General features: G+C 63.6%; 21 protein-coding genes and 1 tRNA gene. 16 read left to right on the forward strand and 6 right to left on the reverse strand.

From position 1 onward, the window contains the following. Positions 1-507: 507 nt before the first annotated feature. From AC1DRD_RS13730 to AC1DRD_RS13755, 6 genes are all read left to right on the forward strand, one after another. Positions 508-1,164, forward strand: a complete 657-nt coding sequence (locus AC1DRD_RS13730) for a hypothetical protein (protein WP_478029322.1) — start codon at positions 508-510, stop codon at positions 1,162-1,164. Between the two features lie 47 nt (positions 1,165-1,211). Then, positions 1,212-1,874 (forward strand): hypothetical protein, encoded by a 663-nt coding sequence (locus AC1DRD_RS13735; protein ID WP_478029323.1) that lies wholly within the window; start codon positions 1,212-1,214, stop codon positions 1,872-1,874. A gap of 61 nt (positions 1,875-1,935) precedes the next feature. Continuing rightward, entirely contained in the window at positions 1,936-2,370 is a 435-nt protein-coding gene (locus AC1DRD_RS13740; protein WP_478041794.1) for a MauE/DoxX family redox-associated membrane protein, read from the forward strand. A 356-nt stretch (positions 2,371-2,726) separates the two neighbouring features. After that, positions 2,727-3,389 (forward strand): hypothetical protein, encoded by a 663-nt coding sequence (locus AC1DRD_RS13745; RefSeq protein ID WP_478041795.1) that lies wholly within the window; start codon positions 2,727-2,729, stop codon positions 3,387-3,389. Next, positions 3,386-4,237, forward strand: coding sequence for a glycosyltransferase family protein (locus AC1DRD_RS13750; protein WP_478041796.1), 852 nt, complete (start codon positions 3,386-3,388; stop codon positions 4,235-4,237). The genes AC1DRD_RS13745 and AC1DRD_RS13750 overlap by 4 nt, the downstream gene beginning before the upstream one ends. 1 nt (position 4,238) lies before the next feature. Continuing rightward, positions 4,239-4,958 carry a class I SAM-dependent methyltransferase gene (locus AC1DRD_RS13755; RefSeq protein WP_478029327.1) on the forward strand — a complete coding sequence of 240 codons (720 nt, stop codon included), beginning with the start codon at positions 4,239-4,241 and terminating at the stop codon, positions 4,956-4,958. Positions 4,959-5,081: 123 nt separating this feature from the next. On the opposite strand, the gene AC1DRD_RS13760 is transcribed toward AC1DRD_RS13755, so the two are convergent. Beyond that, positions 5,082-5,166 (reverse strand) — tRNA-Leu (locus AC1DRD_RS13760). A 249-nt stretch (positions 5,167-5,415) separates the two neighbouring features. Continuing rightward, positions 5,416-6,492 carry an aldo/keto reductase gene (locus tag AC1DRD_RS13765; protein ID WP_478041797.1) on the reverse strand — a complete coding sequence of 359 codons (1,077 nt, stop codon included), beginning with the start codon at positions 6,490-6,492 and terminating at the stop codon, positions 5,416-5,418. 116 nt (positions 6,493-6,608) lie between these two features. On the opposite strand from AC1DRD_RS13765, the gene AC1DRD_RS13770 reads away from it, so the two are divergent. After that, positions 6,609-7,505 (forward strand): LysR family transcriptional regulator, encoded by an 897-nt coding sequence (locus AC1DRD_RS13770; RefSeq protein WP_478029329.1) that lies wholly within the window; start codon positions 6,609-6,611, stop codon positions 7,503-7,505. A 155-nt stretch (positions 7,506-7,660) separates the two neighbouring features. Here the strand turns inward: AC1DRD_RS13770 and AC1DRD_RS13775 are convergent, their stop codons facing one another. From AC1DRD_RS13775 to AC1DRD_RS13785, 3 genes are all read right to left on the reverse strand, one after another. After that, complete coding sequence (locus tag AC1DRD_RS13775) at positions 7,661-8,209, reverse strand: DUF805 domain-containing protein (RefSeq protein WP_478029330.1); 549 nt, start codon at positions 8,207-8,209, stop codon at positions 7,661-7,663. A gap of 45 nt (positions 8,210-8,254) precedes the next feature. Continuing rightward, complete coding sequence (locus tag AC1DRD_RS13780) at positions 8,255-8,668, reverse strand: DUF805 domain-containing protein (protein ID WP_478029331.1); 414 nt, start codon at positions 8,666-8,668, stop codon at positions 8,255-8,257. A gap of 233 nt (positions 8,669-8,901) precedes the next feature. After that, positions 8,902-10,410, reverse strand: a complete 1,509-nt coding sequence (locus AC1DRD_RS13785) for a YifB family Mg chelatase-like AAA ATPase (protein WP_478029332.1) — start codon at positions 10,408-10,410, stop codon at positions 8,902-8,904. Between the two features lie 229 nt (positions 10,411-10,639). Here AC1DRD_RS13785 and rpmH point away from each other — a divergent pair, with 229 nt between their 5' ends. From rpmH to AC1DRD_RS13820, 7 genes are all read left to right on the forward strand, one after another. Continuing rightward, a complete protein-coding gene (gene rpmH, locus AC1DRD_RS13790) occupies positions 10,640-10,774 on the forward strand; it encodes a 50S ribosomal protein L34 (RefSeq protein ID WP_066589281.1) in 135 nt (44 codons plus the stop codon). A gap of 80 nt (positions 10,775-10,854) precedes the next feature. After that, positions 10,855-11,178, forward strand: coding sequence for a ribonuclease P protein component (gene rnpA, locus AC1DRD_RS13795; protein WP_478041798.1), 324 nt, complete (start codon positions 10,855-10,857; stop codon positions 11,176-11,178). Next, positions 11,175-11,387, forward strand: a complete 213-nt coding sequence (yidD, locus tag AC1DRD_RS13800) for a membrane protein insertion efficiency factor YidD (protein ID WP_478029334.1) — start codon at positions 11,175-11,177, stop codon at positions 11,385-11,387. The genes rnpA and yidD overlap by 4 nt, the downstream gene beginning before the upstream one ends. A gap of 26 nt (positions 11,388-11,413) precedes the next feature. Further along, positions 11,414-13,120 carry a membrane protein insertase YidC gene (gene yidC, locus AC1DRD_RS13805; RefSeq protein WP_478041799.1) on the forward strand — a complete coding sequence of 569 codons (1,707 nt, stop codon included), beginning with the start codon at positions 11,414-11,416 and terminating at the stop codon, positions 13,118-13,120. A gap of 1 nt (position 13,121) precedes the next feature. Then, positions 13,122-13,760, forward strand: coding sequence for a ribosome biogenesis GTP-binding protein YihA/YsxC (gene yihA, locus AC1DRD_RS13810; RefSeq protein ID WP_478029336.1), 639 nt, complete (start codon positions 13,122-13,124; stop codon positions 13,758-13,760). A gap of 55 nt (positions 13,761-13,815) precedes the next feature. Beyond that, positions 13,816-15,165 (forward strand): M28 family metallopeptidase, encoded by a 1,350-nt coding sequence (locus AC1DRD_RS13815; RefSeq protein ID WP_478041800.1) that lies wholly within the window; start codon positions 13,816-13,818, stop codon positions 15,163-15,165. A 65-nt stretch (positions 15,166-15,230) separates the two neighbouring features. Continuing rightward, on the forward strand, positions 15,231-16,361 hold the full coding sequence (locus AC1DRD_RS13820; RefSeq protein WP_478041801.1) for a zinc-binding dehydrogenase: 1,131 nt from the start codon (positions 15,231-15,233) through the stop codon (positions 16,359-16,361). A gap of 7 nt (positions 16,362-16,368) precedes the next feature. Here AC1DRD_RS13820 and AC1DRD_RS13825 read toward each other — a convergent pair whose 3' ends face one another. Beyond that, positions 16,369-17,001: an SH3 domain-containing protein gene (locus AC1DRD_RS13825; protein ID WP_478041802.1), complete on the reverse strand. Its 633-nt coding sequence runs from the start codon at positions 16,999-17,001 to the stop codon at positions 16,369-16,371. Between the two features lie 230 nt (positions 17,002-17,231). Between AC1DRD_RS13825 and AC1DRD_RS13830 the strand changes: the two genes are divergently transcribed. Beyond that, positions 17,232-18,713, forward strand: coding sequence for an ATPase domain-containing protein (locus tag AC1DRD_RS13830; RefSeq protein ID WP_478041803.1), 1,482 nt, complete (start codon positions 17,232-17,234; stop codon positions 18,711-18,713). A gap of 7 nt (positions 18,714-18,720) precedes the next feature. Beyond that, entirely contained in the window at positions 18,721-21,243 is a 2,523-nt protein-coding gene (locus tag AC1DRD_RS13835; protein ID WP_478041804.1) for an ATP-binding protein, read from the forward strand. Positions 21,244-21,273 lie beyond the last annotated feature (30 nt).

The raw sequence follows: 21,273 nt of genomic DNA on the forward strand, positions 1-21,273 counted from the left end.
GACTCGCGGCGCGCAATCATTAGCCGACGCGGACTGTCTCATAAAAAGGGCGCTTCATGCTCAAAATAAAGGGAAATAGGTGATTAACGACATCGGGTCGTGGACAGCAAAAGCGCAGAAGAGTAGATTTCCGGAATACCCCCAAAATAATAATTCGGGTCGCACCGCTGATTTTGGCAGGAGGATGAATTCCTTCATAGCCGAAGGAAGGAGTGTGACAGAATTTATCTTGCCATACGGCGCAACTCGCCGGGTAATCTCTCACCTATCGGGTAGAGCGTCGGCAATATATCAAACTTTCCAACATATCTAGATTGCATGTGAGCATCACACAATCATGATGCTGCGCGCCTTTCTCCGAAAGACGCCCCTGTACGCGTGAATACGACGCATACGAGTCGCCGAACAATTATAATCAGATCGTAATGACGCACTTCGTCTGACGAATTGCGACGGGTTCTCTGCGTCATTGCAAATTTTCAAAAAGTACAATGTCAGGAGAAAGTCATGCCTCAGATAACATTGGCCCAACGACTGAAGAGCTTCAACCTGGACCTAGGCACTGCGAATCCGGCCGACATCGACGTTCCGGCCAACCAGGAGCTGGTGCTGGACGCGTCCAACACCAAGCTCAAGGCGAACCTGAAATATCTGGAGCCGAAGAGCCTCGATGACGTGAAGAAGTGGCTCGGCAATCCAGACGACGCCCTTGCCAAGCCGACGGTTGGTGTCCGCACGATCGCCTCGGCGCTCAGCATCGCGCCATCGCGCTCGGTGGCGACATCAATGCTGCCGTCGGCGATCATTCCGGTCCAGCCCAGCTACACCCAGGCGGAATCGGACGACCTCCACTTGTTGGCAGGCGCCTATGTTTACGGCCACAGCGCGAGCGTCGATGTGAAGCAGAAGCCGGCGCTGGACGCCTGGATCGCCAACCTCAAGGTCAGGATCCCGGTGTTCGTCTTCAACAACATCAACGTGGCCGCGGGCGCGACGCTGCACGTCAATATCAGCGCGCTGTTCGCCAATTACATCACCGTCGAGAATACCGGCCGGATCAAGCTGCGCGGCGGCAGCAAGACCTCGATTCACGCCGCCGGATTCACCGGCAAGGGGCGCCAGATCGTGCTGCACCCGGGCGACGTGATCCGTCGGCCGCACTGACACGAACCACCTTTAGACGATTGCATTTTTCGCGGGAAGGATTTGAAATGGCGTATAATATATTCATCAACGGCGACAATGGCACACCCGGCAGCAACGGGACGCCGGGCCATGACGGCGGCACCGGCGCCGAGGGCCAGAACGCGGTTTGCCATTGGGACGGCGACGACGCCGGCAAGCCTGGCGGCCCTGGCAACGGCGGCACCAACGGTTCGAGCGGGACTAACGGCTTTGCCGGACAGGATGGCGGTTCGCTGACTGTCTCGGTTACCGAGTTCATCACTGGCTTCAACGTCAACGGGCGTGGCGGCAATGGCGGTAATGGCGGCTCGGGCGGCAGTGGCGGGTCCGGCGGCTCAGGTGGCCCAGGCGGCAATGGCAAGGGCTGCGAGGACGACCAGGACGGCGGCATCGGCGGCGATGGCGGCAATGGCGGTCGTGGCGGTGACGGCGGCCGTGGCGGCAATGGCGGCAACGTCGTGATCAGATATTCGGCCGGCATACCGACTCCCGAATATACTGCCGATATGGGCGGCGGTCAGGGCGGCACCGGCGGCACCGCCGGCGGCGGCGGCGCGCCTGGGCCGGGTGGACGTCGCGGCGGCGACAGCAATGCCAACGCGCAAGGGCATCCGGGGAATACGGGTGCGACCGGCATGAATGGCGGGAATGGCGATCTGGGGACCGCCATCCTGTACCAGGTGCCCTGAGGCGGAGCGGACGAGCGATCGGGGACGGCATCACCGTTCCCGATCGCCACCGCGACCAACCATGCCCGATCCGATCACCCTCTTCGCCACATCGATCCGGCTGTGCCTCGGCTTGGTGTTCGTCATGTCGGGGGCATCGAAGCTGCTGCGCCAATCCTCGATCCGCCACGTGATCGCGCAATATCGGCTGCTACCTCACGATGCGGTTGCGCCGGCCGCGCGGGGACTGGCGATCGGCGAGATTGGCGTCGGACTTCTGCTGATGCTGTCGTTCCTGCCGCCGCTCGCCGCGCCGGCGATCGTATCGGCGGCGGCGCTGTTGTGCCTGTTCAGCGTGGCGGTGGCGTCAGCGCTGGTTCGGGGAATCGTCGTTCCTTGCGGATGCTCGCTGATCCTGAACGGCCATGTCGTGACCTGGGCGACCTTCGCCCGCAACCAGGCGCTGCTGGCGTTGCTGCTGGCTGATCGCCTGATCCAATCAGGAGCGGTTTCGTGACGGCATTGGCCCCCTCTTCCCTTTCCCGCGACGATCCACTCGCCGGCTTTATCCGAAGCGCCGCGTTTCTCTCCGGCACGGAAGAGGAGAGGATCGACCGTCTTTCCGCTCGGATCGGCGTTCCGCGCGACCCCGCCGGCTGGCGATCGACGCTGAACAACGACGGTTCGCCGATCCAGATTTGCCTTGGCCTTCGTCCGGACTCCGCGGAACCGAACCTACGCCTCATCGCCGACCCGCATCTCGGCGGACGAGATGCTCGGTTGCGGAGCAGCCAATCCCGACGAGCTCTGGCGCAACTCGACGAATGGCATGCGCCCGACATGGCCAGTCTATGCACGTCCGTACTGGAGCACATGGCCCCCTCTGGATGCGGTATTCCTTATTTGCGCAACGGCGGCGACGCCTGGCTGGCGGCAGGGATAGACGGACGCGGCGTGGCGATCTACGCGACCGCGCGGTGGGGCGATCCCGCATCGCGCTGGGCGCGCGCTTTAGCGTGGCTGGTCGACCTCTCCCCCGCGGCGGCACAAGCGGCCGCGGCGCTGACGGATCTCTCCGAGCACAGCACCCTGATCAGCGTGGGCGTGGAGGGCAGCAGCGCGCGCGACGCACGGGCGAAATTCTACTGGCGGCCCAACGGATCGGCGCCGCTGTCCGAGCTGGGGGTTTCGCTGCTGAGGCACGAGGCGCTCCCCGCGTTTCTATCGGATGCAACCGAGGGGATGGCGACTCCGGTCTCGGCGATCGTCGGCAGTGTCGGCGTGAGCGTCGCGACCGGCGCCCTCGCCGACGTCAAGCTGGACCTTTGCGGCCATTGCGTCCCTCGTAGCCGGACTGACTGGGCGCACCGGATCGAGGGGTATGCGCGACGCCACCGGCTGACCGCGCCGCCATTCTTTGCGCTGGAGCCCGACGCGCCGGTCGAGATCGCCTTTGTCGGACTGGGCATCGACCGCGATTCGCAGCCGCGCCTCAACATCTATCTCAAGCCAATGGTCCCCGGAGGTCACCGATGAGCCTTCCTGTCTCCGATATCGCGATGATCACGTTCAACGACGTACCGGCGATCAACACCAGTCTCAAATACGAAGTGCTGGGCGTGCTCGCCGTTGAGAACCATCGGCAATATTGTTCGCGCCACGGCTATGATTTCATCTCGGAAGTGCCGATCGCGCGCGACCGTCCAGCCTGCTGGGCAAAGATTCCGGCCATCCTGGCGGCGTTCCAGGATCATGAATGGGTGTTATGGGCGGACAGCGACACGCTGATCTTCGACCAGCGGCCGCTCGACCGGTTCCTCGACACCGCGCATGACATGATCGTGCAGTCCCATGACGCGTTCTTCCGCCTGATCGGCGTGCCGATCGAGAGCGGCATGGCGCGGATGCCGATCAATACCGGCGTGTTCCTGATGCGCCGGTCGGCCTGGTCGCGCGGCTTCCTGGAACGGGCCTATGCGCAAACCGGGTTCGTCTCGCACGGCGCCATATGGGACGGGATCGGCGAGCAGGAAGCGATGATCGCGGTCCTCAATGAAGCGCCGTCGGACCGCGTACGGATCGGCCATGTCGACGGCCTCCAGAACCATCCCCTGCTCTATCGGCCAGGCGACATGTTCGTCCACTTCTACGGCAATCATGCGCGCCATCGGATCCCTTCCGATCAGTCCACCGAGATCGTCTCGCGATGGCGAGACGCAGTGATGCACAGCCACGCATTGCCTCGCGACATTGCCCGCTTTCACTGGTGCTGCATCCAGAATGCCAGTCCCGACGAGCCGATGGTGCGCGGAGACCTCGATCATTTCCTCTACCGGCCGGAAGACATTGTCGGCGCGGCCGCCGAACCTGCGATGGAGTGTTGATATGCCTCAAGCCGCAATCCAGCCGACATCGACTTATCGGGAGCGCGTGCCGGCGCTGTACGGTCCTTCCTATGCCCGTGGCTATCCGGAGTTGTATCTGACCGCCTGGCCAGCCAAACATGCGCTGAACCTCGAGGTGCTCGGCAGGTTGCTTGGCGCGCTTGGGCCTGACCCGCGGTGGATCGACATCGCTTGTGGTCAGGGATGGCATTTCTCGCAATTTCCCGGGCAAGCCCGCATGACCGGTCTCGACCTCAGCGAGGCGCAACTGGCGCGCGCTCGCGCCGCGACGCCCGACGCCGACTTCATCTGCGGCGACATGGCGGAGACGCAATTCGCACCGGCGTCGTTCGACCTGCTGACGAATTTTTGGGGCGGTTATTGCTATCTCGCCGACCGCGAGGCGATCGCCGCGTTGTGGCGCCGGGTCGTCGGCTGGATCGCCCCGGGCGGGGCGCTTTATGTCGAATTGCTGCTTGCCGAGGATCTGGCGAGCTTCAACCGGTCGGCCTACGCGGCGAAGACCGGTTTCTCGGTCATGTCACGCGGTTCTGATTTCATCGAATGGGGATATCAAGACAGCGCCGGCATGCACATCATGACCAGCCCGCCGCTCTCAGAAGCGCTCGACATCTTCACGCCGGCATTCCGCAGCGTCGATGTTCACCACGACGGCAGGTTTATGACTCACGTCGCGGCGCAGGGCCGGCTGGGCGAATAGCCGGTGTCCGCTGCGCCGCTTCCGGTTCGAAGGTCGTCAGTCTTACCGGCGGCATTATAGCCGCCCTTCCCCAATCCAGGCAGGATCCGTCGCCTGATCGTGCAACCTATGGTAGCTTGAAGATGGTGCGGGCGGTGGGAATCGAACCCACACTCCTCTCGGAACCGGATTTTGAGTCCGGCGCGTCTACCAGTTCCACCACGCCCGCGTGTCGACGAGGCACATCAGGGGCCACTGATCGACGATTTGAGGGTCTATAAGCGAGCGCTTTTGGGATTTCCATACCGGAATTAGCTGTTTCCAATCGTGCGGGCCTGGTTTCATTCCGGCTGCAATGATCTTTGGGCTCGAGGTCAAACAAGCAGCTGGCGTTGAGCTGACAGCCGTCCATCGGTCGTGCGCGCGCCGCGTAGGTGTACAGACGAAGAGGGCGCCCCTCGGGCGCCCTCTTTAAAAATCAGCTTCGCCGGCGGCGCCGCACCTGGGTCTCTCCGAAAATGACCTGCTGGACCATCGGCAGGCGCATCATCACGTGCGGAAAGCCGGGATCGATGGCGCTCACCGCGTCGAGCCGTGCGCGTTGCTCATCGCTGAACTCGACATCGAGCGCACCGAGATTGTCCTCCAGCTGGTGGAGCGTACGGGCACCGATGATCGGCGAGGTGACCGCAGGGTTGAGCAGGGTCCAGGCGAGGGCCACCTGCGCGCGCGACCTACCCAGTTCTTCGGCGATCTCGCCGACCTCGTCCGCGATGGTGAGGTTGCGCTCGGTAAGCATGTTGTGCGCGAGCACCACGTTGTGGCGGGTGCCCGTCGGGTTTGCCGACGCCTCGGCTTCGAGATCCGAGCGCTTGTACTTGCCGGTCAGTACTCCGCCGGCAAGCGGCGACCACGGGATAACCCCCAGCCCCATCTCCTCGGACATCGGCGCGAGGTCGCGTTCGACGGTGCGCTCGGCGAGACTGTATTCGACCTGCAATGCGACCAGTGGCGACCAGCCGCGAAGATCCGCGATCGCTTGCATCCGCGAAACCTGCCAGGCGGGAGTGTCGGAGATTCCGAGATAAAGGACCTTGCCTTGGCGCACGAGGTCGTCGAGCCCGCGCAGGATTTCCTCGACCGGCGTCGTAAAGTCCCAGACGTGCAGGTACAGCAGGTCGATATAGTCGGTACCGAGTTTCCTGAGGCTCTCCTCGACCGAACGGACCATCGACTTGCGGTGGTTGCCCCCGGCATTGGGGTCGTCCGGTCGGCGGCTCATCGTATATTTGGTGGCGATAACGAGTTGCTCGCGCTTATCGGCCATGAACGTACCGAGCAGGCGCTCGGATGACCCGCCCGTATACATGCTCGCGGTGTCGATGAAATTCCCCCCGCGATCGACATAGGTATCGAACAGGCGGCGTGCCTCGTCCTCGTCGGCACCCCAGCCCCAGTCGGATCCGAACGTCATCGTGCCCAATGAGAGCGGCGAAACGCGTAAGCCCGAGCGGCCGAGCAAACGGTAGGATTGAAGGGTCAAACTATTGGTCATTGTCCATTCTCCCACGAACGCGGCGATGCGTCCTCGTGCGAGGGGCGATATGGCTCCTGACCAACAGTTAGATTATCCGCTAGAATACACCTTCTCTATTAAGTTGGTGGTGGATAATGCGCGGCACGGATTTTGCGAACCTCAACGCTTTCGCTGCAGTGGCGGAGCATCGCAGTTTCGTCCGCGCAGCGGCGCATCTGGGTATCACGCCCTCGGCGCTCAGCCAGACTATTCGCCAGCTCGAGGAACGGCTTGGCGTTCGCCTGCTCAATCGGACGACGCGAAGCGTGGCTCCGACGACGGCCGGCGAACGCCTCTATCAAAGGCTTCGTCCCGCCGTGGACGAACTCGACGCGGCCGTCGCGGAGGCGGCTTCAACGCGCGAACGTCCGGCGGGCATGTTGCGGATCAACGCGCCGCGAACGGCCGCGATAAGGCTGATCGCGCCCCGATTGGGCCGCTTCCATCGCGACAATCCCGGCGTGATACTCGACGTCACGGTGGACGATGCGCTGACGGACATCGTCGCAGGCCGCTTCGACGCCGGAATCCGGCTTGGCGAGCTGCTCGAGAAGGACATGATCGCGGTGCGCCTGACCGGTGAATTGGAGATGATGGCGGTCGCTTCGCCGGATTATCTCGCACGTCATGGCACGCCCGAAACCCCGGACGAGCTCCATAACCATGCCTGCCTCAACTGGCGCTGGCCGACCGACGGCAGCCTTTATCGCTGGGAATTCGAAGAAGACGGCAGGGAATTCGAGATTGCGGTGCAAGGGCCGATCATCGCAAACGATATCGAAGTGGTTTTGCAGGCCGCGCTCCAGGGCCTCGGGATCGCCTATGCTTCCCACGAATGGATGGAAGGGTGGCTGAAAGAAGGCAAGTTGGTCCGCGTGCTCGAGCGTTATTCACCTAAATTTCCCGGCGTCTACCTGTACCATCCCAGTCGGCGGCAGCAGCCGCCGGCGTTGCGCGCGTTCATCGACTGCCTGTTGGACCGGCAAGGCTGAGCGTGGCGACGAAGTCGGGCGATGGCAGGAAGCCGCGCACACCAGAGTCTTGTCGAAGTGCGACGCGCGTCGCGCGCAGCTTTACCGTAAGGTGATCGGCAGGCCGACGGCTTGCCTGGACGAGCGATTTCGTCCGGGCAAGCCGCCGCGCAGGGTTATTGGAAGGTCTGCGACAGATTGCCGATACCGCCCAGCGGATCAGGACCGAAGCGGTTCGGCCCACTGGTACCTGGAAGGCACCAGAAGACGAGCAGAACGATCCCGCCGATCCACGACACGAGCGAGAAGATCACGCCGATTCCCGATATGCCGGCGCTCTGGTTGACGGCGCCGCCGACACTAAGCGCCAACGCCAGCAGGTACGGACCCCAGTACAGAAACAGCCACCAGCCCGCCCGATCGGTATCGTGGAGACGCCGCACTTGCACCGCGATAATTGGGATCAGCAAGGCGAGCCAGACGATCCCCAGGATGATGGCGATGATGCCCATGGAGGCGAACATACCCACCATGCCACCGAGCCTTGGCGTGCCATCGGAACTGGTGCCGGCCATGCTCATCGCGCTGCCCGCGATCACTACGATGGTAACGAGCGCAACCAGCCAGATGATGGCCAGCAGCAGCATGAACATCCAGAATTCCTGCCGACGCGAGCGCCCCGAAAATTCGGCATAACGCTTCAACGGCATAAACATCCATTCCATGGAATGTCTCTCCTTGCTCTCGTCTCGATCGACTAACGCAGCCCCCTACTGGAAGGTCTGCCCCAAATTGCCCGCACCGCCCAGAGGATCGGGGCCATATTTGTTCGGGCCCGGCGTACCAGGCAGACAATAGAAGATCAGGTTTGCGATCGGGATCAGAATGAACCAGCCCGATTTATCCTGGTCGTGCATGCGGCGGACTCCAACGGCGATGCTCGGGACGAGAATAGCCAGATAGAAGACCCAGATGATGACGGCGAATATTCCGGCGCCCCCACCACCGGTTACCACGCCCGTCTGGGGATCGACCGACATGGACGACGCGAACATGATACCCATCAGGATCTGAAGGACGACCATCACGATCGTCACGAACAGAGCGAACATCCAGAACTCCATCCGGGTCGAGCGGCCTTGAAAATCCGCATACCGTTTCAGCGGCATAAGCATCCATTGCATCAAACGTCTCCCTGTTAGCCTAGCGTGGGTTTTGCGATCCGTTTCATGACAATTTTCATCCGGCAGAAACGCCGGTGTGCGCCCTTGCGCCATGGTGGAGGAGTTGAAAGCGAAGGATCCCCAGCGTCTTAGCAGCCGCAGTCGATCCGTTCATCGTGATACTCCCCCGAGTCGCGAGGGTAACCTGATCCTATCCCGGTACGATTACAACCAACTCTCGCCGTATCTGTCCCTCAGCTGGACGGCGCACGCCGGCGATAGCTCAGCGCCTCGGCGACATGGACGCGCCCGACATCGGCCGCACCGGCAAGATCGGCGATCGTCCGCGCGACCCTGAGCACGCGGGTATAGCCCCGCGCCGACAGCCGCATCGCTTCGGAGGCCTGGGCCAGCAAGGTGCGTCCGGCATCATCAGGCGTCGCCACCGCTTCGAGCAGGTCGCCATCGGCTTCGGCATTGGTGCGGGCGGTTTCGTCGGCATAACGCCGCGCCTGGACCTGTCGCGCCGCCATCACGCGCCGCGCGACCTCCGCCGATCCCTCGGCCGGCGGCGGCAGGACGAGATCGGCGGCGCTGACCGACTGGACTTCGACGTGCAGGTCGATGCGATCGAGCAGCGGTCCCGACACTTTGGCCTGATAATCGGCGGCGCATCTCGGCGCGCGAGCACAGGCGAGAGACGCATCGCCGAGATGGCCGCAACGGCAAGGATTCATCGCTGCGACGAGCTGCACCCGCGCCGGGAAGGTAACATGTGCATTGGCACGCGCGACGCTGACCGTCCCGGTCTCGAGCGGCTGGCGCAACGAATCGAGCACGCCGCGCTGAAACTCAGGGAGTTCGTCGAGGAACAGCACGCCGAGATGCGCCATACTGACTTCGCCCGGACGCACCTTGAGGCCGCCGCCAACCAACGCCGCCATCGACGCCGAATGATGCGGCGCGCGATAGGGCCTCGCCCGGGTGATCCGCCCGCCGTCGAGCGTGCCGGCGACCGACTGGACCATCGACACTTCGAGCGCTTCGCCGGCATCAAGCGGCGGCAGGATGCCCGGCAGGCACGACGCCATGAGCGATTTGCCCGCGCCCGGCGGCCCGATCATCAACAGATTGTGCGCGCCCGCGGCGGCGATTTCGAGCGCGCGCTTGGCGGTTTCCTGACCCTTCACTTGCCGGAGATCGGGGCCGGCAGCCGGTTCCACGGCCTCGCCGGGCTGCGGCGGACCGATCAACTGATTGCCCTTGAGGTGATTGAGCAGGCCAATCAGGTCAGGCGCGGCGATGACGTCGATCGACCCAGCCCAGGCCGCTTCGGCGCCTTGGGCGGCCGGGCAAACCAGCCCCTTCCCTTCGCTCGACGCATGGAGCGCGGCGAGCAGAACGCCCGGCGACGGCGCGATTCGGCCGTTCAACCCAAGTTCGCCGACCACGACCAGCTCGCTCAGCGTCTCGGCGTCGACCACGCCCATCGCGCCGAGCAGGCCAAGCGCGATCGGCAGGTCGAAATGCGTGCCTTCCTTGGGCAGATCGGCCGGCGACAGGTTCACGACGATGTGTTTGGGCGGCATCGACAGCCCCATCGCCGCGATCGCGCCGCGCACGCGCTCCCGGCTCTCCGCCACCGCCTTGTCGGCGAGTCCGACGACGATAAACTTGGGCAAACCGGGAATCAGCTGCACCTGCACTTCGACCGCGCGTGCTTCCAGTCCGAGATAGGCGACGGTGGAAACGATGGTGGTCATTGATGCTCCCTGACCCCTACTTACCCTGCTATCCCGCCGGCGCGATTGGCTTTAACGCCATTTTGGCGCCATCTCATGTGTCTTGTATCGCCAAGACACCGCCCCCATCTGTCGACAATGCCGGCTGACCGTTCCGCGTTGACTTCGGCCGCGCTCTCGCTTAAGCGCGCTCCCCACAAGGCCGTCCCCGTGGCGGCCCTTTTCAATTTCGACGTACAGGGAATGAACGATGAAGCGGACCTTTCAGCCGAGCAACCTGGTGCGTGCGCGCCGGCACGGCTTCCGCGCACGGATGGCGACGGTGGGCGGACGCAATGTGATCCGTGCGCGTCGCAATCGCGGCCGCAAGAAGCTGTCGGCGTAACACCCGACCCTGCTTTGCAAGATGATTCGGCCAGCCCGCCTCCTTCGGGAGCGCGGGCTGGTGCCGTTTCTGCGTCCGTGGTGACGCTGACCAAGCGGCGCGATTTCCTGGCGGCCAATGCCGGCAAACGCGCGCCGATGCCCGCCTTCGTCCTGCTGGTCCGCCGTCGCGACGACAAAGATGCGACGATGCGCGTCGGCTATACGGTCACCAAGAAGATCGGCAATGCGGTGGTTCGCAACCGCATCAAGCGGCGTTTCCGGGCGTTGGCGCATGATGTGCTGAGCGTCAGTGGCGTCGCCGGCGCGGATCATGTGCTGATCGGACGCGCCGACGCGCTGACTCGCGACTTTGTCCAGCTGAAGGCCGATCTGATCAAGGCGCTGGCGAAGGTTTCGCGATGATCGCCAAAATGCTGATCGCACTGGTTCGCCTGTGGCAAATCGGCCCTTCGGCGATAATGCCGCCGACCTGTCGCTATCAGCCTTCGTGTTCGGCCTATGCAATCACCGCGCTTCGCCGCTATGGCGCGCTGAAGGGCGGGTGGTTGGCAATGAAGCGCATCGCCCGGTGCCATCCCTGGGGCGGGTACGGGCCCGACCCCGTTCCCTGATTTTCTGATCGAAGGTTCCTGAGCGCGTGAAGAACGACAATCGCAATTTTATCATGTTCGCGGTGCTCGCGGTGCTGCTGCTGTTCGCATGGCCGCTGGTCGTGAACCGGATCATGCCGCCGGCAAACCCGCCGGTCACCAAGATCGAGGGCGGCAAGACCCAGGTCCAGCCCAATCCCGCCGCGCCGACCACCGCGAACCCGGACGCGGTGCGCGATACCAAGGTCGTGCTGAGCGAGACCGCGGCGCAGCGCGTGCCGATCGACACGCCGACGCTCAAGGGCTCGATCAACCTCAAGGGCGCGCGGATCGATGACCTGCTGCTGACCGAGTATAAGGACACGATCGAGAAGAATTCGCCGCCGATCCGCTTGTTGTCGCCGGCAGGCACAGCCGGCGCCTATTTCGCGGAATTCGGCTGGCAGGATACCGGCATCAAGTCGCCGACTCCCGACACCGTCTGGACCGCGACCGGCAGCGTGCTCGCGCCGGGCAAGCCGGTCACGCTGACCGCCGCCAACGACGCGGGCCAGCGCTTCCAGATCGATCTCGCCGTCGACCAGGATTACATGTTCACCGTTCGCCAGAGCGTCATCAATGGCGCCGCGCAGCCGATCAAAGTCGCGCCCTACGGCCTAGTCAACCGCGCCGAGGCGTCGAAGGACCTCGACAGCTGGTCGATTCAGGTCGGTCCGATGTCGGTCCACAACGGAGCAGCCGACTATGATGTCAACTGGAAGGACGTCGACAAGGCGCCGCAAAAGTTTTCGACCACCGGCGGCTGGCTCGGCTTCACCGACAAATATTGGCTGACGGCCCTGGTCCCCGATCAGGAGGCGGCCTTCGCCGGCGAGTTCCAGTCGACCGGCAAAGGCGGGTACCAGGCCGATTACGCCCGCGTCGCAAAGGAGGTCGCGCCCGGCCAACAATTGTCCCAGACAAGCCGGTTCTTCGCGGGTGCGAAGGAAGTACGGTTGCTAGACCGCTATACCGACAAGGAAGGCATCGCGCTGTTCGATCACGCCGTCGATTGGGGCTGGTTTCGGTACATCGAAAAGCCGATCTTCTATTATCTCGACTGGCTGTTCCGCATGGTCGGCAATTTCGGCGTGGCGATCATGCTGCTGACCCTGACGATCCGCTTGCTGATCTTCCCGATCGCGCAACGCCAGTTCGCCTCGATGGCGCAGATGCGCGCGATCCAGCCCAAGATGAAGGCGCTGCAGGAAAAGCATAAGGACGACAAGCAACGCCAGCAGCAGGAAGTGATGGCGCTGTACAAGACCGAGGGCGTCAATCCGCTCGCCGGCTGTCTGCCGACCTTCCTCCAGATCCCGATCATGTATTCGCTATACAAGGTGCTGATGCTGACGATCGAAATGCGGCACCAGCCGTTCGTCGCCTGGATCAAGGATCTGTCGGCGCCCGATCCGCTGACCCCGCTCAATTTGTTCGGCATCCTGCACTTCACCCCACCGCACATGATCGCGATCGGCGTGGTGCCGATCCTGCTCGGCATCTCGATGTGGCTGCAGTTCAAGATGAACCCGCAGCCGATGGACGACGCGCAGAAGCAGGTCTTTGCGCTGATGCCCTGGGTGTTGATGTTCGTGATGGCGCCGTTCGCGGTCGGCCTTCAGGTCTACTGGATCACCAGCAACCTGCTGACCGTGCTGCAGCAGCGGATCCTCTACGCGCGGCACCCTGCCCTCAAGCAACCGGTGGTCAAATAACGTGAGCGAATTCGATGAGGACGCGATCGAGGCGGCGCGTAAGATTTTCGCCGGGCCGGTCGCGTTCCTCAAATCCGCCCCTGCGCTCGAGCATCTGCCCGATCCCGTGGTCCCAGAAGTCGCGTTTGCCGGCCGGTCGAACGTCGGCAAGTCGTCGCTGCTCAACAAGCTGACCAATCGCAACTCGCTGGCGCGCACGTCGAACACACCGGGACGGACGCAGGAGCTCAACTTCTTCGACGTGGGCGAGCCCCTCGCCTTCCGGCTGGTCGACATGCCGGGCTATGGCTTCGCCAAGGCGCCGAAGGATGTCGTCAGGAAATGGCGGTACCTGGTCAACGACTTCCTGCGCGGGCGTGACGTGCTCAAGCGCACGCTCGTGCTGATCGATGCGCGGCATGGCATCAAGGATGTCGATCGCGAGATCATGGAGATGCTCGACAAGGCAGCGGTCAGCTATCGCCTGGTCCTGACCAAGGCCGACAAGATCAAGCCGACCGAACTCGACAAAGTCGCGGCCGAGACTGCGGAAGAGGCGCGCAAGCGCCCCGCCGCGCATCCCGACATCCTGTCGACCTCGAGCGAGACCGGGCTCGGCATGCCAGAATTGCGCGCCGCGGTGATCGAGGCGCTCGGCTAGATTTCGTCGGCAGCTCTACCTAAGGGTCGCGCAAACCGACCCCAGGGGAGCTTGCATGAAAAATATCGGCCTTGTCGCGGCGCTGGCGCTCATGGCGTTGCCGGCGATTCCTGCGGCATCGCGCGACAAGGCGTCGCCGACGATCGACCGCGACAAAGTCCTTGCCGAAGAAATTCTTCTCGCCGGACCGGGTTTGCGCGGTCGCGGCAGTGCCACTGCCGACGAGGCCATCGCCGCCGGTTATGTCGCTTCGTTGTTCCGCGATTCCGGCCTGCGCCATGCGCCCGGCATGGAATCCTATCTCCAGACGGCGCCGCTGACCCGGCGCTCTATCGCCGGGCCGCCGGTCCTGACGATCGACGGCAAGCCGGTAGCAGGCGCGACGCTGTTGTTGACGGGCGGCGGGACGGCCGGCGGCAAGGCCGTCATCGTGACCCGCCCCGATGGCGACATCCCCTCCGCCGACGTCGTCGTCTATACCGGCCCTGCCGACAGCCTGATGACCTTTGCCCGCAAGCTGCGCGGCAAGGGAATCAAGCTGGTGCTGGCCGCGGAGAGCGACGCCAGTCGCAAGTTCCTGGATATGATCGGCGGCAAGCCATCGCTGCCTACGACGATCGAGGGCACGCCCAGCCGCCGCCCGCCGATGACGGTCGCGACGATTCCCACCGAGACGCTGGCCGGCATCGCGGCGGGCGCCGATGTGTCGATCCAGGTCCCGATCGCAACCACCAGGGCGACCACCACCAATGCGATCGGCTATCTGCCGGGCACCGATCCCAAGGCAGGCGTGATCCTGCTGTCGGCGCATCTCGATCACCTCGGCGTGCGGTCGGACGGCACCGTCATGCCCGGCGCCAATGACGATGCTTCCGGCACGGTCGCCGTCATCGAACTCGCCCGCGCCTTTGCCGCGATGGGCCGGCAGAAGCGCGGTATTCTGTTCGTCGCTTATGGCAGCGAAGAGATTGGCGGTCTCGGCTCGACCTGGTTCGGCGAGCATCCGCCGGTGCCGCTCACCGATCTCGTCGCCAATATCGAGTTCGAGATGATCGGCGCGCAGGATCCCAAATTGCCCAAGGGCGCGCTGATGATGACCGGTTCGGAGCGTTCCAATCTGTTCGACATGATGAAGAGCCAGGGTGCGCTGATCGCTGCCGATCCTTATCCGGAGCAGAGCTTTTTCGAGCGATCGGACAATTATTCGCTCGCCCTCAAGGGGATCGTCGCCCACACCCTGTCGGGCTGGGCGGTGGTGCCGACCTATCACCAGCCGACCGACACGGTCGAGAATCTCGATATCGATTATATGACGAAGGCGATCCGCTCGCTGGTCGCACCGGTCCGCCTTCTGGCGTCTGGCGGGTTCAAGCCGGAGTGGAAAGCCAACGGCCGGCCGAAATGATGAGGACTTGAACCGATCGCTCCCCAAGCTACATACCGAACAATCGAAAAATAAGGGAGGATCGAATGACCACACCGACCAAGGGCCTCGAACTGCGTTCGCTGGTGTCCGACGGCAAGCTCGAATTGTCGCTGGTCGAGGTCGAATTGTCGCCTCCCGGCCCGGGCGAAGTGATCGTTCGGATCGAGGCGGCGCCGCTCAATCCATCCGACCTCGGCCTGCTGACCGGCCCCGCCGATCTCGCCACACTTGATCAGCGCGGCACGGCTGACCGTCCGCTGCTGACCGCCGAGATTCCCGAGCAGCGCATGCCGATGGTGCGCGCGCGGCTCAATGAATCGATGCCAGTCGGCAACGAAGGCGCCGGAACGGTGGTCGCCGCCGGCGATGGCGCCGAGGAGTTGATCGGCAAGACCGTCGCGGTGATCGGCGGCGGCATGTACACCCAGTACCGCAAGGCGCGATTGAGCGACCTGCTCCCCTTCCCCGACGGTGTCACCGCACGCGAAGGCGCGTCGGCCTTCGTCAATCCGCTGACCGCGCTGGCGATGGTCGAGACGATGCGCGCCGAGGGACATAAGGCCCTGGTCCATACCGCCGCGGCGTCGAACCTCGGCCAGATGCTCAACCGCATCTGCATTGCCGATGGCGTGAGCCTGGTGAACATCGTCCGCTCGGCCGAGCAGGCCAGGATCCTGCACGATATTGGCGCCAAATATGTTGTCGATTCGACCTCGGACAATTTCCGCGACGAACTGGTCGACGCGCTCGCCGAGACCGGCGCGACAATTGCGTTCGACGCGATCGGCGGCGGCAAGCTGGCCGGTCAGATCCTCGCGGCGATGGAAGTCGCCGCCAATCGCAACGCGACGACCTATAGCCGCTACGGATCGAACACCTACAAGCAGGTCTATATCTATGGCGCGCTCGATCTCGGGCCGACCTTGATCGGCCGCGATGTCGGATTTTCCTGGGGTGTCGGCGGCTTCCTGTTGACCCCGTTCCTGATGAAGGCGGGCGCCGAGGTGGTCGGCCGCATGCGCGCGCGTGTCGCCGCCGAAATCCGCACGACCTTCGCCAGCCATTACACCGCCAACATCTCACTGGCCGAGGCGCTCGATAAGGACACGCTGCTCGCCTACAGCGCGAAGAAGACCGGCGAGAAGTATCTGATCGTGCCGTCCGCGAGCGGCTGATCCGCCATCAATCGCCGTTGATGAAAATCGCCATCATCCACTTGCCGTCGCGCTTTCGAAAGATCGCGCGATAGGCGAGCGGGTTGCGCAGGAAATCGACGCGGACATAACCTTCCTTGCCCCCGTCAGTCTTCACGTGCGTCCATGCGCTGTCCTTCTCGTCGATGACGGTCAGGATGTCCCAGTCGAGCAACGCCACGACCGGGCTGTCGGTATTCGGGCTGGCGCGCAGATTGACCCGCGGCCGGCTAGGCATGGTGGTCGCGAAGACGTCGCGCGACTGCGGCAGGCGCGCATACATATAAGGAATGCTCGCCTCGCCCCGATCGAGCGCGCAGCCGAGCGACAATGCCAGATCGAGCTCAACCCACAGGTTCGATGACGCGGGGTGGACGAGATCCCATTCCTTCGCGAACCCCGCTTTGCCCGGGATGCCGACATCGAGCGAATATTCGATGTCCGGCGTGGTCAGCGCCAGCAGCGCCTTCGCATCCTTGCGCGCGACGACGCCCTTCAATGTCGTGCGGAACGCGGCGAACGACGCATCCGCCGCGCATTCGTCGCGTGGCGGCAGCTTGTCCGCGCGCGCCGTGGCGGGAAGGGTCATGGCGGCCAGCGCCGCGAGCAGGGCGATCTTCATGCGCCACAAGGCATCATGCGTGGGCACCCAAGTCAATCGCCGCGCTCGAGAGCGACTACACAACTGAAATCATTCACATAAACGATCATTTCGGACCATTCCGGGCAGCAGAAAGGCGCCGCCGCGACAAGCTGCGGGGGATCGAAATCGCCGGTCCGGCATTGAGCAACATCAAGTCGTAACGGACGCGATACCGTTAACGTTGGATGTTTGCAGAAGATGGAGTTCGGATGGGAAATTGTGCAACCGGGGTCGCCGGGCTGGATGAAATCCTCGCCGGTGGTCTAGCGAAGGGCAGGTTGTTTCTTGTCGAAGGCAGCCCAGGCACCGGCAAGACGACGATCGCCAGCCAGTTCCTTATGTCCGGCGCGGAAAACGGCGAACGGGTACTCTATATCACCTTGTCCGAAACCGAGGAGGAACTGCGCGACGGCGCGGCGTCGCATGGATGGAAATTCCCGGACAATTTCGAAATCTTCGAGCTCGTCCCGCCCGAAAGCCTGCTCAACGACGAACAACAGCAGAGCCTGCTTTACTCATCCGACCTCGAACTGGGTGAAACGACGAAGCGGATATTCGAAGCTTTCGAGCGCGCCAAGCCGGCGCGCGTGGTGCTCGACAGCCTGTCCGAAATCCGTCTGCTCGCGCAAAGTTCGCTGCGCTATCGCCGCCAGATCCTGGCGCTGAAACACTATTTTTCGCACAATGACGCAACCGTGCTGATGCTCGACGATCTGACCGCGGATGTGATGGACAAGACCGTGCACAGCGTCGCGCATGCCGTGATCCGGCTGGAGGAATTGTCGCCCAATTATGGAGCGGAGCGGCGGCGAATGCGCGTGATCAAATATCGCGGCCGCCGCTATCGCGGCGGGTACCACGACTTCGTCATCGAGACGGGTGGCGTCCGCGCGTTCCCACGGCTGGTGTCGGCCGAACATCGGGCCGATTTCAAGCGCGAGACGGTGCCGATCGACAATAAGCGTCTCAACGAACTGCTCGGCGGCGGATTCGAGCGCGGCGCCAGCAATCTGATCCTGGGACCCGCCGGCACCGGCAAGTCGCTGCTCACGCTCAGCTTCGTCCAATCGGCGATCATGCGCGGCGAAAGCGCGGCGATGTTCATTTTCGACGAGGAACTCGGGCTGCTGTTCGAGCGCTCCAAGGGGTTGGGCATCGATCTTCCGGCGATGGTCGACACCGGAAGGTTGGTGATCGAACAGATCGACGCCGCAGAACTGACCCCCGGGGAATTCTCCGAGCGCGTGCGCGTTTGCGTCGAAACGCATGGCGCGCGGACCGTCGTGATCGACAGCCTCAACGGCTATCAGGCGGCAATGCCCGAAGAGCAGGCGTTGATCCTGCATATGCACGAGCTGCTGCAATATCTGAACCGCCAAGGCGCGACGACCTTCCTCACGGTCGCGCAGCACGGCCTTGTCGGCGACATGAAGTCGCCGGTCGATGTGACCTACCTGGCCGACACGGTCATCCTGTTGCGCTATTTCGAGGCGTTAGGACGGGTCCGGCGCGCAATGTCGGTCGTTAAGAAACGCACCGGCTTTCACGAGGATACGATCAGGGAGTTCATGATCGACAAAAATGGCATCACGCTCGGAGAACCGCTCACTGCCTTCCAGGGCGTGCTGCGCGGCGTGCCGAGCCTCGTCGGCGATGACAGCGCCAGCCTCCTCGAGGTCAAGCGCGGGTGAGCCTCCCTTGAATCGTACCATCGACGAAGGCGCCGTCATCCTGGCGCCGCACGGGCGCGACGCCATCGTAGCCGAAGCGATGTTGCGCGAGGCGGGTCTCGAGGCAGCCGCCCTTCCCGATCTTCCTGCGTTCGTCCGCGCGTTACGGAGCGGTGCCGGCTTCGCGATCGTGACCGAAGAAACGCTGCGCAGCGCCGATCTGCGCGACCTAGCAGGTTTCATTGCCGATCAGGCCGAATGGTCCGACTTTCCCTTCATCGTTCTGACCGCGCGCGGCGGTGGGCTCGAGCGCAATCCAGGTGCGGTGCGGTTGCTCGAGACGCTGGGCAACGTCACCTTCCTCGAACGTCCCTTCCACCCCACGACGCTGATCAGTCTGGCGCGAGCGGCGCGACGCGCGCGACGGCGGCAATATGAGGCAAGAACGCGGCTCGAGGACATCCGCGCGGGCCAGGAACGTCTGCGCGTCGCGCTGAACGCGGGCGGGCTCGGCGCCTGGACGATGGAGCTCAGGACCAACACGCTGCACGCATCGCCCGACTGCAAGGCACATTACGGCCGGCGCGCGGACGAGTCGTTTGACTATGATCAACTGATTGCCGCGGTCCATCCCGACGACCGCGAGCGAATGCGCGCGGCGGCCGATCGTTCGATAGAAACGGGTGCCCATTTCGACGTCGAATATCGCACCTTGTGGCCCGACGGCTCGCTCCATTGGGTTCAGGTCAATGGGCGGCTCGAGCGTGACGACCGTGGCAGGATCGAGCAGATGGTCGGCGTGTCGCAGGACATCACGGCACGTCGCCGCACGGAAAGCCATCAAGCCGCACTGATTGCGCTTGGTGATGGCCTACGCCAGATGACCGACCCGACCGCGATGTCGTTCCTGGCGGCGCAAATCCTGGGGTCGACGCTCGGCGTCAGCCGGGCGGGATATGGCATCATCGATCCGGTGGCGGAAACCGTCACGATCGAGCGCGACTGGAACAGCGCGGGGACCGAGAGCCTGGCGGGCGTGCTCCACTTTCGCCACTATGGATCTTATATCGAGGACTTGAAGCGCGGCGAATTGGTGGCGATCGCCGATGCCCGCGAGGACCCGCGCACGGCCTCCACTGCGACGGCGCTGGAAGCGATCCACGCGCGCGCGGTGCTCAATATGCCGTTGGTCGATCATAACAACTTCGTCGCCTTGCTCTATCTCAACGACAAGGGTCCGCGCGCGTGGATCGCGGAAGACGTGGCGTTCGTCCGCGACGTCGCCGATCGTACGCAGACAGCAATCGAGCGGCGCCAGGCCGAAATCGCACTAGCAGCGCTGGCGGAGTCGCTCGAGCGCCAGGTCGAGGAGCGCACGCGCGAAAGCGAGGCCGCGCAGGAGCAATTACGCCAAGCACAGAAAATGGAGGCGGTCGGTCAGCTGACCGGCGGATTGGCGCACGATTTCAACAATCTCCTCACCGGCATTTCCGGCGGGCTCGAGTTGATCGAGATGCGCATCAAGCAGGGCCGGACCGCGGAGATCGACAAATATGTCGAGATGGCGCGCAGCGCGACCAAACGCGCGGCCGCGCTCACGCATCGGCTGCTCGCTTTCTCGCGGCGCCAAACGCTCGACCCACGGCCCACCGACGTCAACCGGCTGATCGCCAATATGGAAGAATTCCTACGGCGCTCGGTCGGCCCGGAGATCGAGCTCGAAGTGGTCGGTGCGGGAGGGTTGTGGACGACCTTGATCGATCCCAACCAGCTCGAGAATGCGCTGCTCAATCTCTGCATCAATGCGCGCGACGCGATGCCCGACGGTGGCCGCATCACGATCGAAACCGCAAACAAATGGCTCGACCATGCCAGCGCGCGCGAGCGCGATTTGCCACCCGGCCAATATATCTCGCTATGCGTGACCGACACCGGCACCGGCATGTCCGCTGAGACGATCGAACGCGCGTTCGACCCGTTCTACACGACCAAGCCGCTGGGCGAGGGAACCGGGCTCGGCCTGTCGATGATCTATGGCTTCGTCCGCCAGTCCGGCGGCCAGGTGCGGATCTATTCCGAACTTGGCCAGGGCACGACGATGTGCCTGTATTTTCCGCGGGTGCATTCGCGCGAGGATGCGGAGCAGGAATCGCCCCTTCATGCGCTGCCGACGCCGTCCTCTGGCGGCGAAACCGTGTTGGTGGTCGACGACGAGCCCGCAATCCGCGCGCTGATCGCCGATGCCCTCGCCGATTTGGGCTATACCGCGATCGAAGCGGGAGACGGGGCTTCGGGGCTGGCGATGCTCCAGGCCAACCCCGCAATCCAGCTGCTGGTCACCGATGTCGGCCTGCCGCGCGGAATGAATGGCCGTCAATTGGCCGATGCGGCACGAGTCGAACGCCCCGATCTCAAGGTGCTGTTCATCACCGGCTATGCCGAGAATGCGGTGATCGGCAACGGCCAACTCGAGCGCGGGATGCACGTCCTGACCAAGCCGTTCGCGATGGACGCGCTGACCAGCAGGATTCGCGAGGTCATCGGCGACTGAGCAATAGCCGATCCGTCGATCGATCGAGTG

This window comes from Sphingomonas sp. P4_G2 (assembly GCF_056401155.1).